The organism is Prosthecobacter sp., assembly GCF_044227185.1.
In the GTDB taxonomy this organism is placed as follows: domain Bacteria; phylum Verrucomicrobiota; class Verrucomicrobiia; order Verrucomicrobiales; family Verrucomicrobiaceae; genus Prosthecobacter.
In genome coordinates this window covers 41,443-55,145 of record NZ_JBGAFO010000013.1, presented here as the reverse complement: position 1 = coordinate 55,145, position 13,703 = coordinate 41,443, and the positions used below count along the sequence as shown (strand labels likewise).

Annotated in this window: 14 protein-coding genes; 3 read left to right on the top strand and 11 right to left on the bottom strand. The window is 59.2% G+C overall.

Annotated features, from left to right (window positions below):
* Positions 1-319 precede the first annotated feature (319 nt).
* Positions 320-883, top strand: a complete 564-nt coding sequence (locus ACILSQ_RS25760; protein WP_395746559.1) for a transposase — start codon at positions 320-322, stop codon at positions 881-883.
* Between the two features lie 115 nt (positions 884-998).
* On the opposite strand, the gene ACILSQ_RS25755 is transcribed toward ACILSQ_RS25760, so the two are convergent.
* The 5 genes from ACILSQ_RS25755 to ACILSQ_RS25735 all read right to left on the bottom strand — a co-directional run bounded on the left by ACILSQ_RS25755 (position 999) and on the right by ACILSQ_RS25735 (position 4,787).
* Positions 999-1,319 (bottom strand): hypothetical protein, encoded by a 321-nt coding sequence (locus ACILSQ_RS25755; RefSeq protein WP_395746558.1) that lies wholly within the window; start codon positions 1,317-1,319, stop codon positions 999-1,001.
* Positions 1,316-1,732 carry an SMI1/KNR4 family protein gene (locus tag ACILSQ_RS25750; RefSeq protein WP_395746557.1) on the bottom strand — a complete coding sequence of 139 codons (417 nt, stop codon included), beginning with the start codon at positions 1,730-1,732 and terminating at the stop codon, positions 1,316-1,318. Before ACILSQ_RS25750 ends, ACILSQ_RS25755 begins: the two co-directional genes overlap by 4 nt.
* 47 nt (positions 1,733-1,779) lie before the next feature.
* The gene (locus tag ACILSQ_RS25745; protein WP_395746556.1) at positions 1,780-3,324 is read right to left on the bottom strand and encodes an HNH endonuclease; all 1,545 of its coding nucleotides are present in this window, start codon (positions 3,322-3,324) and stop codon (positions 1,780-1,782) included.
* A 410-nt stretch (positions 3,325-3,734) separates the two neighbouring features.
* A complete protein-coding gene (locus tag ACILSQ_RS25740) occupies positions 3,735-4,034 on the bottom strand; it encodes a hypothetical protein (RefSeq protein ID WP_395746555.1) in 300 nt (99 codons plus the stop codon).
* An 18-nt stretch (positions 4,035-4,052) separates the two neighbouring features.
* Positions 4,053-4,787: a hypothetical protein gene (locus ACILSQ_RS25735; protein ID WP_395746554.1), complete on the bottom strand. Its 735-nt coding sequence runs from the start codon at positions 4,785-4,787 to the stop codon at positions 4,053-4,055.
* Positions 4,788-6,173: 1,386 nt separating this feature from the next.
* On the opposite strand from ACILSQ_RS25735, the gene ACILSQ_RS25730 reads away from it, so the two are divergent.
* Entirely contained in the window at positions 6,174-6,689 is a 516-nt protein-coding gene (locus tag ACILSQ_RS25730) for a hypothetical protein (protein WP_395746553.1), read from the top strand.
* Between the two features lie 254 nt (positions 6,690-6,943).
* Here the strand turns inward: ACILSQ_RS25730 and ACILSQ_RS25725 are convergent, their stop codons facing one another.
* The 5 genes from ACILSQ_RS25725 to ACILSQ_RS25705 all read right to left on the bottom strand — a co-directional run bounded on the left by ACILSQ_RS25725 (position 6,944) and on the right by ACILSQ_RS25705 (position 10,360).
* Positions 6,944-7,390 carry a hypothetical protein gene (locus ACILSQ_RS25725; RefSeq protein WP_395746552.1) on the bottom strand — a complete coding sequence of 149 codons (447 nt, stop codon included), beginning with the start codon at positions 7,388-7,390 and terminating at the stop codon, positions 6,944-6,946.
* Positions 7,391-7,583: 193 nt separating this feature from the next.
* Complete coding sequence (locus ACILSQ_RS25720) at positions 7,584-7,880, bottom strand: hypothetical protein (protein WP_395746551.1); 297 nt, start codon at positions 7,878-7,880, stop codon at positions 7,584-7,586.
* Positions 7,877-8,638, bottom strand: a complete 762-nt coding sequence (locus ACILSQ_RS25715) for a hypothetical protein (RefSeq protein WP_395746550.1) — start codon at positions 8,636-8,638, stop codon at positions 7,877-7,879. Before ACILSQ_RS25715 ends, ACILSQ_RS25720 begins: the two co-directional genes overlap by 4 nt.
* A 565-nt stretch (positions 8,639-9,203) precedes the next feature.
* Positions 9,204-9,500: a hypothetical protein gene (locus tag ACILSQ_RS25710; RefSeq protein ID WP_395746549.1), complete on the bottom strand. Its 297-nt coding sequence runs from the start codon at positions 9,498-9,500 to the stop codon at positions 9,204-9,206.
* Positions 9,500-10,360 carry a hypothetical protein gene (locus ACILSQ_RS25705; protein WP_395746548.1) on the bottom strand — a complete coding sequence of 287 codons (861 nt, stop codon included), beginning with the start codon at positions 10,358-10,360 and terminating at the stop codon, positions 9,500-9,502. The genes ACILSQ_RS25710 and ACILSQ_RS25705 overlap by 1 nt, the downstream gene beginning before the upstream one ends.
* Before the next feature lie 10 nt (positions 10,361-10,370).
* On the opposite strand from ACILSQ_RS25705, the gene ACILSQ_RS25700 reads away from it, so the two are divergent.
* A complete protein-coding gene (locus tag ACILSQ_RS25700) occupies positions 10,371-11,708 on the top strand; it encodes an IS701 family transposase (RefSeq protein ID WP_395746547.1) in 1,338 nt (445 codons plus the stop codon).
* Here ACILSQ_RS25700 and ACILSQ_RS25695 read toward each other — a convergent pair.
* Positions 11,705-13,255 carry a hypothetical protein gene (locus ACILSQ_RS25695; RefSeq protein ID WP_395746546.1) on the bottom strand — a complete coding sequence of 517 codons (1,551 nt, stop codon included), beginning with the start codon at positions 13,253-13,255 and terminating at the stop codon, positions 11,705-11,707. The genes ACILSQ_RS25700 and ACILSQ_RS25695 overlap by 4 nt on opposite strands.
* Positions 13,256-13,703: the final 448 nt, after the last annotated feature.

Here is a 13,703-nt window from a genome sequence, read left to right as displayed (position 1 = left end):
TCTCGGTCGCGGCGGGCTGGTCTTTCGTGAAGGGGCCGCGGGGATCGAGGGCCTGGCCCACCGCCCTGGGCGGCGCGGGCATGGCGTCAGGGTGGCCGTCGTCTTTCCACGACTGCCGGGCGGATGGCCAGCTCCGCGCGTCGGCATCCCCCGGAGTGGGGCGTGCCAGCGGAATTGGGGTCAGTGTGCAAATTTTTGACAAAACCACCTGGGCCTGCGAGCAGTCCCCGCACCCCTCAGCTTCCCCCTAAGTCCGACGACTGAAAGAACTCCGGACAACAGTCGAGGGCGAAAACATCCGGAAGCGCCTGTCAATTATTTGCACCCTGACCCCATTTTTCCCCTATCCGGCGTCCCGCCCTATCCGGCGTCCCGCCCTATCCGGCGTCCCGCCCTATCCGGCGTCCCGCCCTATCCGGCGTCCCGCCTTGCAGAGCTCTACCACCGGCGCTGGAGCATCGAGCTGTTTTACCGCGACGTGAAGACGACCATGCACATGGAGGTGCTGCGCACCAAAAACCCCGCGATGATCGAGAAGGAGCTGCTCATGCACGCCATCGCCTACAATGCCATCCGCGCCCTGATTTTACAGAGCGCCCGCAGTCACCAGCAGGAGCTTGGCCGCATCAGTTTCAAAGGCGCGGTGGACCTGCTGCGCCAGTGGCTGCCACAAGCGGCGGCCTGCCATGACCAGCCCCGCAAGCTGACTTGCTGGCAAGCGGAACTGCTGGAGGCCATCGCCAGCGTGCAGAACCCGCTGCGGCCTCAGAGACGCGAGCCCAGGGCCGTTAAACGACGACCCAAAACGTTCCAGCTGCTCACCAAGCCGAGGCATAAATTCCGTGAAATCCTCCACCGAGACCGCTACCGTCTCGTCGCTTAACCGAGTGCCATTCATGCCAGGCATCTTCTTTCCTGACCCCATTTTTCGCGCTGCATAAGATGCTAAGCAAGCGCCATTCCACCCTGCCCCCCATTTCCCTCATCTTACCCCCTGGCTATGCATCCTGCGGAGCTAGATTATGGTCCACGAACATTTCGGCGAAATGCTGCGGCGTCAGGGGGATGTTTTTCTCCGCAGCCGTTTTCTGGTGCTTCTGCCACATGTTCTGGATGAGGACGGGCATGTTTTCCGGCAGGTGCATGGAACTGGCGATGATCTGATCCCAGGTGCCGGAGGCAGAGTAGATCTGCGCCAGCTTGGGCTGCATGGCGCTGAGGTTTTCCGCGTCTGCCGGTGAAAGGGCACCGATGGCCTTGAGCACATAGCACTCCAGAAGACGCAGGGTGGGTTTGCCGTGATAGCGCGGATTGTTCATCGATAATTTGGGTTGATTGCGAGGCTGTCGATGAAGGCTTCAAAGCTGGGTGAGACTTCGTAGATGTCCATATTCTCGTTATGCAGGCAGATGTTCACGCTTGGGGGCGTTTCGGAGACATCCAGCATGAACGGATCTCCGCCGCCGGTTTCGGCGAATGGAATGTAATCTGCGCCCACAATGGGGCGCCATTCTTCGAGGGCATACCATAGGCTCGCGATGCCCCTGTCCTCCTCGGTCAAATGATAAAAATGGTTCACGGCCCAGCCGGCTTCTCCACCGTCCACGGAGTCGAGTTCCGGGTGCCCTCCGTTGGAAAAACGGAGAAGATTTTTGAGTTCCTCGGGAAGAGGCATGCCGATTTCGGCTTCAAAGGCGGCAATGGCTGCGTCTGAAGGCGGCGGGCGGTTCACAGGTTTTCCGCCTCGGTTGATATTGAGTTCAGTGAGGTCTCGCATGGCTATTTTTTCTTTTTCTTCTTTTTTCTCTCCACTGCACCAGCTGGAATGGCCCAGAGAGCATAGCCTCCTCGACGTTTGGGGTCAGGATGCAGAGCATTCCAGAAAGTTGAGCCAGATGTGTGTTGATCTCTAGGGACTAATCGCATGAGTCCAGGTGTGGACTCATGATGCCAAGTATACCCATCAGGATTTTCACGTCCACCTTTTGAAGACACCATTTCTGTTACTCCCGGAATTAATTTTTCCATCATGGCGGCAAACTCAGGGTCTGCCAGAATTGCTTTGTGCAGAGCTTCATTCGCGCGATTGAAATGTATATCATCACTGGTTCCGTAATCCTTTGGATCGAGGTAGATTTCAAAAACCGCGCTGTAAGCTGTTTTATCGGGCAGCTTTGGCTTCTCGGGACCGCTTTTTTTCTTGTTTTTCTTCTGAGGAAGGTTGCCGGCACCTGTGTTGTTGGGTTCGTTGCCCGGTGATTGCGCCCCCTGTTGGTTCCTGGTGGCCGGCGGTGGATTTCCTCGAGGTGGCGGGGAGCCGGGAGGCGCTGTGTGGGGAGTAGCACTTGGTTTCGCCTGGGCAGTGGCTCGCGTGCTGGATGACGGCAGGGTGGCTTGCGCTGTGGGTGGGGCGTCGATCGTGCCCCCCCGGGCATCAGGCCCTTGAGCGTGGACGTCGGCAGGCGGAGTGTCAGCCTCCGCATTGAGCGTGGCGTCTTCATCTGGAGTGACGGGGACGAGGGCGTCTTCGTCGCCGGACATGGCGAGGTGGTCTGGGTCGCCGGTGTTGCGGCTGCCTGCGGACGGAGAGGGACTGCTGCGGTCGCCCGGCTGGGCGGGGGCGTTGCGATCGCGGACGCGGCGGGCGTTATCATAGACTTCCTGCTCATGCCTGTTGAGCGGGCGCTTGTCGGCGATTACTTCGAGGTTTTCCGCCCGCCTGCGCGCGAGGTCGATGTGCTCGGAGTGTGTGGTATCCTCTGGTATCAGCTTGCCGTGGCCGATCTCTGGGGCTGTGACGCCGCTGGTGGTGTGGGTGCCGCTTCCGCTGCCGGTGGCAGGGGTGAGGGTGCCGCCGGAGCTGGCCGTGGAGGTGGTGGTGCCGGTGGCTGTCGTACCCGGGGTGTCTCCCGTGCCGGTATGGCCGCTGGTGGCGATGCCTGCGGGCGGCGTGACGCCGCTGGTGGTGGCGGTGTCTCCAGGCGGGAGGCTGCCGCGGCTGGACTGGGTGCTGGTGCTGGCGGGTGCTGTACCGGGCCAGGGTCTTGCCAGCACGGCTTTGGCCTTTGCCAGCGCGTCGAGTTCGGTGGAATGAAGATCACGGGGCGTGTCCAGTTTGCCCAGGTCGTTCTGCTTGGCCTCCAGATTGGTGACCTGGGCGCGGGCCAGGAGGTTTTCGGCATGGTGCAGGTCGATCTGCTCGTCCCTGGTGAGTCCGCCGTTTTTCTCCTTGGCCTTGAGCCGCTCGATGTCGCCAAGCACCTCGTGGGCGTTTTCCAGGGTCATGACCTGGCCTGCGGATGCCGCCTCTTTGGATGGCTCCATCCCGGGCGGTGCATCGGCGGGGACTTTCGTGGTAGTTTCTGGTATTCCGGCATGTGCAGACGGGCCCGATCCGGGCTCTGGCGGTGTCTGGCTGTCCGGGGCGGTGGTTTGCGCCTCTTTGCCGGGAGCGGGTCCTCTGGTAGTGGTATCTTGTGGTATTTGTGTTCCTGAATCTGGTTCGCCAGTGGCGGGCGGGCGCGGGACCACTGCGGGGGCGATGGTGGTGGGCTCCGGGGTGTCTGAGGGAGGGATCTCGCGCCCCTCGGCATCGACGTTGCTGAAGCTCTGCTTTCTACCCGACAGACTCTACTTATCATCCAAGCGCATTCCTCTACAGGCTGACCGTGCCATCATGGTCATGGGATATGTAGGCATGCCCTACTTCATACGCTGAAGAGATAACCAAACCATCAATTTTTCGGATGAAGTAAATACCATTCATGCATAAGGCGCACTTCCCGCAGCCCGAAAATTCGTGGGCCGTTGATGAAAATCAGGTCGTCATCATTTTTGAAAGCTGAAATGCCGCGAACGTGTTCACGGTACTCATCCTTAAGTTCATCTGGCACTGATTTTGCAATATCAGACGGATCGGCGATAACAGCGCATCCGGTCAAGCAGGTGAAAAACTCCAGCTTGGGCATGCCATTAATTTTGTAATCATTCAACCATGCGGCTGGATCTTTGCATGTCAGGGGTAGGGTTCTCATGGTGGTGGACTGAGAGGGTTAAAATTTGCGTGTGCGTGCGTCATATCCATCTTTTCGCATCTGTTTAATCTTTGCATCAGAAATGTCCCATGCTTCTTGATGGAGCCTGCCATGAGGAGGTTGAATCAATCTCTCAAGAGTGGCAAAAGAGATGGAGTCACCGTGTCGCAATATTTCATAAAGCGCATTCACTTCATGCATTTCATGAGCGAAGACACCTACGATTCCTTCGTCGCTATGCAAAAGACGCTCATCAAACCCAACTGATAAGGTACCGTCAGGATCAAGCAAAAGTTTGAGAGAGACATATTTTGTGGAGGGGCCAAAATAACAATATTGCGCCCACTTGTCCTCGCCATAAAACTCTGAAGGTACGGGTCTAAATTTGACCCAGTCGGGAATATGGACGCCATGCTCTTTGGCGATTGCCTCGGCTTGCTCGGGTGTTCTAACAGGGGTGCCTTCACGATTAGGATTCCAACGCACGGTGGGATAAGCCCCTGCTCCTACAACATGGCTGGTCGCACTCGATTTAGTTCTCGATGAATTATGGTGTGCAGAGGAACTTCTGGAACTGATGCCAGTTGCTCCGTATGCACTACTGCTGGTAATGCCAGCCGGCAATCCGTTTGTAACGACAGAACCCGAAGTGAAGTCGCTTTCGCCTGCCTTCGTGTGCGTCTCTGCCACGACATCCCGCGCCTGAGCCAGATCGGCCTGCACCTGGGGGTGCTGGCGGGCCTCGGGGGACATGTTTGCGACATTATTGATGAGGTGCTGCGACTGGGCAACGCTCAGCGGTGGGGTGGAGGGGGGGACGGTAGGACGGGTGGATGTTGATGGCGAGGGCTGGCTGCCGTTTGCCGGAGCTGCCGGTGGGGTTCCAGGGGTGTTGGTCGCGCGCGGGCCTGAGTTGTCTGCGGGGCGGGCACTCGGCTTTGCCGAGGTGTTCCGGACTTGATCTGGGGCGTTGCGGTTGGTCGGCCTGTCTTCCGTCCGCGAGTTGGTGGCGGGCGGTGAGTCCGCTGGTGTGGCCGGATGGTAGGGTGTGGTGTCTCCGGCGTTTCTTGCGGTACTGCTGTCGCGTGCCGGGGCGGGATACGAAGGAGCCACCGGCCGTCCGTCGGGTCTGTTTCTGCCGGATGGGGGAGAGTCTGACGAGTCGTATCTGAGCGGGGGCTCTGCATCCGCAGGAAGTGTCCTGCCGGGGCGCGCATCGCTTGGCTGAGTGTCTGCCTGCGGCGTCCATCCGTTGGAGTCATCACGGCTGCGCGGAGCTTCAGCATCCGTGTCTGTGTGGGGTGTGCGGCTGGGATCAGCCGTGGCGGGTCGGGCGTCGGGATCGGCTGCGCCGTATGGGCGGGTGGCGTTGTCTGGCGCATCTGCCGGTGGGCGATTTGACGCCTCAGGCCGTGCAGCGTCTGGGGGCGGTGTTTTGGGGCTGGAGTCGGGTTTGTTGGCAGGCTTCTCTGCGGGCAGTCGTGAGAGGGTGGCCTTGGCATCGGTGAGTTCTTTTTTCTGGGCTTCGCTTAGGGGCTCTGTTTGGTTTTCGAGCTTCTGCACGTGGTCCTTCAAGACGTCCTGGGCCTGGGCGACGTCTGACTGCACCTGGGGGTGCCCGCGCTGCTCGGACGGGCGGTCCATGACGTTGTTGATGAGCCGCTGCGACTGCTCGGGGCTCTTGGGCGCGGTGGTGGGCGGGGGGAGTGGGGGAGCGGGAGGGGAAGTTTGCGGTGGTTTGCGGTCGTTGGCGGTTGTTTGCGGTTGTTGATCGGAACCGGAGGCTGCGGGAGCTGGCGATGGTTTGCCGTCGTCGGGGCTGGTCTGCGGTTGTTGATCGGAACCAGAGGTGGGGGGAGTGGATGATGGCTGGCTGGAGCCGGGAGCGGGGGCGTCTTGAGTGGTATGATGTGGTATTGGCTGCTGTGAAGAGGTGGGCGGAGTCGGCTGCGACGAGGGTGCTGGTGGATTCGCCGGGGTGGGCTGCTGTGGTGGTGGGGTGCCGCCTTTCCTGAGGGTAGAGGCGGCCTCGGTGCCGCCGCCGAGGAGGGCGGAGGTGAGGGCGCTCTGGGGGAACTGCTCGGCGTAGCTGGTGGCGGCTTCGTTGAAGGTTTTGCCTTTGTTCATCTCCGAGGCGATGTGGTTGAACCCGCCGTCGATGGTCTCCTGGCCGATTTCTTCCGCGCCGCCTTTGAGGGCAGATTTGAGCGCGGCACCAAAGGCCTTGCGGGCGGCTTCGCGGGCCGCGGGGTTGGTCAGGGCCTGGGCTCCGCCAGGGAAGACATTGCCGAGCGCGGCGCTGACAACGCCGGAGGCGATGGCGGCGCCCGCAGCGGCTTTATGGGCCTTTTTGGGATCCATTCCCTGGTCGATGTGATGCTGGTAGAGGTCGGCGTAGGTGCTGCCTGCGCTCTGGACGAAGGCGGTGGCGGCATTGATGCCGCGTGCGACTTTGGTGGAGTTTGCGGCCTGGTTCAGAAGGTTGGCGGCCTGTGTGACTTTGGAGCCGTTTCCCAGGAGTCCGACGACTTTGCCGGCGGCGCTGAGGCCGCCGCTGGTGGCGGCTGTGGCGGCGAGTCCGGGTGCGGCGCGGGAGAGGCCGCCGATGACGTTGTGCAGGAGGCCGTCGCTGCCGGTGTACTGGAGGGCGTGTAAATGGGGTCAGGGTGCAAATAATTGACAAAAAATGAACGCACGAGAGCGGCGTAATCGTTCGTGCGTGACAGCCTGAATGAATCTGCTGAGAAACGCGCTCAGGGGGCAGATGTCAGGACAGAAAAGTCTGCGGATTGACCGGCCGATGGCGGCAGCGACAGTTGTGCGCTGGTAGCTGTGGGATAATCTGTGTGAAACATTGAGGACTGAAAGAGCCATGCAAAACTTGTCAAGTTTTTGCACCCTGACCCCATTTACCGCTTGATGTCATCGATCACTCTGCCGGCCTCGTCCAGGTCAGCGGCGGCCTTGGGCGTGGGCACTTCCGGAGCTAGCTGCTTGTCCTGCACAACATCTGGCGCGGAAGCGGATGCCTCCCCATTTTTCCGCGGCTCACTACTGGTATTTTCTGGTATTTGTGAGCCTGAATCAGGCGTTCTTCGTGCTCCATCCTTGGAGGTGCCGTCTGCAGACAACTCCAGCCGCGCCTCCTGAATGCTGTCATTGACCTGCTGATGCGTCCCCATCGCTCCCCCCGTCCCGCCCATCAGCATGATCGCCCCCATGAGCTCAGGCGAGTTTTTGAAGAAGTCGCCCACCACCTGCCCGACGTCGTCGCCGGTGGCCAGCGCCGAGCTGATCTGGCTGAAGAGCTCGTCCGGCAGCTCCTGCGGCAGGTCTGCCAGCGCGTGCTTCGGCACGTTGCTCAGCAGGTTTTTCCAGTATCCCTGCGCAGCCTCCCAGGCGCATGCTGAAAGCCTTCTGGATCACTTGTCATGTCAACGATTTGCACGCTTCCCATCGCTCCGATCCGGAGTTTGGACCGCGTTCTCAGAAAGCGCCTGCCAGCAGGCGTAATGTGCCATCACTGGCCAAAAGAGTTCTGGCCAGTTCTCACCGCATACGCTCGCCAGGAAAGCATGCGTTCCAGAGGTCTTTCAGACGAGAATCCACCGCTTCCTGGGTTTCAAGATTGTCGTCACCGGTCCAAGAGCGGTAAATTTTAGGTGTGATACTTCCAGACTTACAGATGGCCGATTGAAGTTGTTTTTTGAACTTCTGCAGCAGCTGAGATGTTTCCCAGGAGTCACGGCACCATTCTGCTAGTTCGTCGAATGCATAAGCTTCAATATTAAGATGGGAAGAAATGATTTCTTCCAATACGGGTTCTATCTGATAGGGGGCGCTCATTGGGGGTCAGGGTACATTGTATATAGCTGATATTTACCGGTGGATCGATTATAGCGATAGACTGCCATAACTTTTCCATTCGTAAAATCTATTGGTTCGGTGCCGGTGGGCGCCGCCGCCGTACCTTTTCGACTCACGCCTCTGACATGTTCGTGATATTGAGGTCCTAGCGCCTTCTCAAGCGAAACACCTTTGATAACAATTTGAGGCCTCGGTTTTCCGGGATGACTGGCGTTGTGAGCCTCTGCCAGCTGCAACTTCAAATGAAATTCATGGCTTCCTTCCACGGCCTTCAACGATTGCACCATGGCTCGGTCACTAGTGAACTGAGTCGCATTTCCAGAGTATGAATGGTCTTGCCCACTCTTAATGCCGTCTTCTCTTGTCTGAGTGATGGGATCAATGCCATGCATTGATCGATCTGCAAGCTGCCCATCAGTCACCTCGGGTCCATGGCGATCATGTGCGTGCCCCTCTTCTTTCAGACGCTGTTTGGTGGCCTTGATCTCGTGATCGGGAATCGCCAGTGCCTCGGGCGTAAACTTGTCATCGGCGGGGTGAACGGGCTTTTTGCCTTCGGGAGGATACCACTCTCGGTGCGCGGCAGTGGTGGCATGCGGATCATACCCCGGAGGCGGCCCCTTGGGCAGTTCGGTACCGTAGGGGGAGGCATTCAGGATCTCGCGGAACCTATCGAGCTGCCTTCTTTGCGGCGCGGTCAGGGTGCCGCTGGCCTCGGCTGCAGCAAGCTCGTTCACACGCTCCTGGGCGATGGCGCGCTGAGCATGGGCAAGCTGGTGGGCCTCGTCGGCGCTGAGGGCGCCTCCTGCGGCAGCTTTGCCGGACAGATCCTGAATGGTCCTGCGCGCATCGGGGATCGCAGGCAGGGGGCGTTCAAAGGAAAAAATGATGCCATTTTAAACTGACATCTCCTTTTCTTATCGTCATTCTATTGCTTCGTCAGGGAAACAGGTGTTCCACACCTCTTTTAAATGATTTTGCAGCTTTTCTTGGGTGCGAAAACTACAGTCTGAAGTCCAATATTGATACGTTTTCGGAGTGAGCAACCCTGGTTCCATCATCGCTGCGTGAAGCTGCTCTTTGAAAGCTCGACCAAGTGGTGTTCCTGGGCATGCCTTTAAACACCAATCGGCTAGCTCGTCTAAATCATAGGAGTCAGCATTGAGGCTGCCTGACAATATTGTTTCCAGCGCTGACTATGAGTTTGGCTGAGGAATCATTGTTTTCGGCCGCATTGTTTTAAGACCGCAGTTGTGCGGCGCATGTCCTTCAGCGGGGTATTGTCTATGTGAAAATTGTCCTTTAACGCATGCGCTGATCAGAGAAGCACATGTTCCAGATGTTGTTGAGATGGGCTTGTAACTGTTCCTGTGTCTTAAAGCTGGCATCTGAGGTCCATGCTCTATAGAGTTTGGGCGTCACAAGTCCGGGATTGTCGATGGCATGTTGCAACTGCGATTTGAAATCCTGGACAAGGCTTGAACTGGGCAGACATGCCTTGCACCAATCTGCAAACGCTTCCAAGTCATAAGCTTCCACGTCAAGATTGGCTGAGAGCAGAGTTTCCAATACTGTTGGTGATTCAGAAGACGATTTCATCATTTTGGATCAGGATACATTGTGAGAAGATAGTATTTTCTGGTAACTCTGTCGTACTTGTAGACTGCCTTGACATTTCCATCCGTCAACTCGGTAGCTTTGGTCCCGGCAGAAGGATTGTCGAGATCCACAAGCGAACGTCCCCGCACATGTGCGGCGTATTTGTCGCCAAGCACATCTTTCAATGGAAGCTTAACTGCAAAAGTAGGACTGGGGTGGGGAAGGTGGTTTAAAGCTATGGTTTCCGCTCGCGTAAAGTCAGGATGTCGTTCGATTTCTTTCAGAGCATGAGTCATGGCTCGATCACTCGTAAATTGAGTGGCATGTTCTGCGCTGCGATGATCCTTCCCTCGGGGGTCTCCACTTTCCGTGGTTTGAGTCATGGGATCCACTTGATGTTTCACACGATCATCAAGCTGTCCTTCAGTGACCTCCTGTCCGTGACGGTCATGAGCATGTCCTTTGGTTTTTAGGCGCTCTTTTGTAGCTTTGATCTCATCATCGGAAATCGCCAGCGCATCAGGCGTGAACTTGTCGTCTGAGGGATGTCCGGGTTTCTCGCCTTCGTGCGGATACCATTCGTGATGTTGTGGGTTCGGGTTGCCAGGAATGGGGCCGCGTGGTTGCGGGTCATACCCCGGAGGCGGCCCCTTGGGCAGTTCGGTGCCGTAGGGGGAGGCGTTGAGGATTTTTTTGAATTGATTGAGTTGTCCTAGTTCTACATTGTTAGACAATGAGATTGCCTTGAGGCCGACATGAGCGGATACAAAAGCAGCGCTGGCGTGAGAACCAACCACCCACAACAGCGTCAAAAAAAATGTCCTCCCGTGCCTGCGTGACACGGCGAAAAACTTCGTCAACTACTGCTCGATGTTCGAGCATCACTTCATTGTCCGGGGCAAGGACGTCATTGGTCATGCCCGTCATTACCTTGGCGGTCTGCTGGGCAGGCAGCGTCGCAAAAACATCGAGTGCATCGGCGCGCACGTCGGCGGCAGCGATTACCAGGGCATGCAGCAGTTCATCAGCGACTCGCCCTGGAGCCACGAAGCCCTCATGCGCCAAATAGGCCAGGAGGCCGACCGGGAGCTCGGCGGCGATGATGAGAGCGCGTTGGTGCTCGATGAAAGCAGCTTTGTCAAAAAGGGAGATCTCTCCGTCGGCGTGCAGCGTCAATACTGCGGGCGGCTGGGCAAGACCGAAAACTGCCAGGTGGGCGTGTTCGCGTGCCTGGGGCGCGGCAGCCTGGCGGCGTTGGTGGACATGCGCCTGCTTTTGCCAGAATCCTGGGCTCAGGATGAGCAGCGCTGCAAGAAAGCCAAGGTGCCCGATGACAAACAAAAGCATCACACCAAGACGGAACTGGCGCTGCAGATGGTGGAAGCGGCCCGGGAGCGCGGCAGCAGGCACGCCTGGGTGGGGGGCGACGAGGTGTATGGCAACAACCAGGTGTTTTGCGCCCAGCTGGAGGATCTGGGGGAGAGGTTCCTCATGGATGTGGCCCATGTCACCAAAGTGTGGACCAGCGATCCACGGCCGGGAATCGTGCAGCCGCGCAGCACGCCCAAAGCAGGCAGGCCAAGGCGCAGCGTGCAGGCAGGCAATGCGCAGGCCGAGCAAAAGAAGCTCGGTGCGCTGGTGGCGCAATGCTTTGACAAGGAGAGCCGGGAGGTCAGGCTGCGTGAGAGCACACAGGGCGAGCTGCGAGCGCCGATCATGGTCCGAAGTGTCTGGCTTTGGGATGGGAAAACAGAGAAGGCCCGGGCAAGACTGCTGGTGGTCAGAAAAGAGGCCGACGGCAGCTTCAAATACAGCCTGAGCAATCTGCCAGCGGACACTTCATGGGAGAAGCTTGCGCTGAAGCAGGCGCAGCGGTTCTGGATCGAACAGGCGTTCAAGGAGGCCAAAAGTGAACTGGGCATGGCGCAGTATGAAGTGCGCGGCTGGGCCGGCTGGCATCATCACATGGCAATGGTAAGCTTGGCACAGCTCTTCACAGTGAAGGAGAAGCAGCGGCTCGCCCAAAACGTGCCGCTGCTCAGTGTGCGCGATGTCACCGAACTGCTCGACATCTACCTGCCACAACGAGAGCGCAGCGAGAAGGAAGTACTGCGTCAGATGGCGCAACGCCACTCAAACCGGGCACAATCATCCAAGTCCCACGCGAAGGCTCGAAAAAAACGGCGGCTGACGCCTTTGAAAACCTAACAATGTAGAACTAGTTGCTGCGGGGTGATGGCGGTGCCCAAAGCAGCCAGATCATTGACACGCTGCTGGGCGATAGCGCGCCGTGCGTGTGCCAGATTGTGGGCATCATCGGCATTGAGCGGGCCGCTGGCTTCTTTCTTGGAAAGATCCTGAATGGTCCTGCGCGCATCGGGGATCGCCGGCAGGGGGCCGCGGTCACGCGGCGCAGGCCGCGCCAGCGTGGCATTCGCTGCGTTGAGAGCGTTCGTTTCGTGCTCGCTGAGAGCTCCAGTGACCCCCTTCTTCTTTTCCAAATTAGCCTTGATGGCGCTGGCGACGGCCTTTTCCGCCTGGTCCAGTTGATGCGCTTCATCAAGGGTGATCTTACCTCCCTTGTTTTGTAGCGCCTTGACCGCATCCAGAGCCTTGCCGGCCGTTGCGAGGTCAGGAGGATCAAAGCTGTTGGTGGTGGCAGTGGCGGAGGAGGAGGAACGTGTCGGATCCTCGCCGCCAGTGGACCAGGTGGCGCTGGTCGGGGAAGGGTCTTCTTCACTGCTGGACCATGCTGGCGGTGCATCCGTGTGAATGCCTGCCGGCGGCGCGCCTCCATTCATGGTGGCAGACGTCCCCGGCGGCAGGCTGCCGCCGCTGGAGTGGGTGGACGTAGTCTTGGCTTCTGGCGGCTGCCCCCGTGCCAGCGCTCCCCTCGCCTCCGCCAGCTGCTTCTCCTGCGCCGCGCTCAACGGCTCGCGCTGGCTTTCCAGCCTCCGCACATGCTCCCGCACCACCCACTGCGCCTGCGCCAGGTCCGCCTGCGTGGTCGGGTGCGCGCGCTGCTCCGCCGGCTTGTTCATCACGTTGTGAATGAGGGCCTGCGACTTCTCCACGCTCAGCGGTGGCGTGGAGGGCCGGCCGAAAGCTGCCCGTGATTGGCCGGAGTCTTGCGATTCACTTGTGGTATTTCCTGGTATTTGTGAGCCTGAATCAGGCGTCCCCTGCGCTCCGTCCTGGGCATTCCCGTCCGAGGATAACTGGATCTGCGCCTCCTGAAGGCTGTCATTGACCTGCTGGTGCGTCCCCGACGCTCCTCCGGCACCGCCCATCAGCATGATCGCTCCCATGAGCTCGGGTGAGTTTTTGAAGAAATCGCCCACCACCTTCCCCACGTCGTCGCCGGTGGCCAGCGCCGAGCTGATCTGGCTGAAGAGCTCATCCGGCAGCTCCTGGGGAAGGTCTGCCAGCGCGTGCTTCGGCACGTTGCTCAGCAGGTTTTTCCAGTATCCCTGCGCAGCCTCCCGAGCTGCGGCGCGGGTGCCGCCCAGCGCCGCCTCAAACCCGGAGCGCCCACCCGCCGCCGTCAGGAACGCCGAGGCAAGTCCGGACCCCAGCGCAAAAGGAGCTGTGGACAACCATGCCTGGAAGTGCGTCTTGCCCTGCTCACGCAGCCGCCCATAAGTCTCCGCATACTGGCTGCCCGCCGTCTGGGCGCCGGAGAGCGTGGACATCGTCCCCACGCCTCCCCCCAGCCCCCGCGTGATGAGCAGCGTGGCCACCATGGTCCCCGCCATGCGCGCCACATGGCCGAAGATGGCCGATGTCCTTCCAGAGTTGCCCCCCCTCCGCGGAAATGGGCGCCAGGAAGTCGCTCCCTCGCTGGGCCCAGTCGGCAGCTTTCTCAGAGGCGGCAGGGATGCCCACCATGCCCGCCAGTCCCATGGTCATGGTGGCCATGTCGCCAAAACCCACCAGCAGGGAGCGCAGCACATTGTTCGGGGAAAATGGGGTCAGGCGACATGAATACGAAGGAGAACGCCTCTCTTTCCGGCACGTCTCCCTAGGAGAAGGCGATTTGATAGAGTGTGTGCACCATGAGCACTCAATCACACACCCCACCCGCCATCATCACCGAAGACGCCACCTTCATCGGCATCGACTACCACCAAAAAATACAGCGTCTGGCATGCCGTTGACGCCGCAGGCAACGGACTCGACAAAGGACGCATCGTGCACCACTCG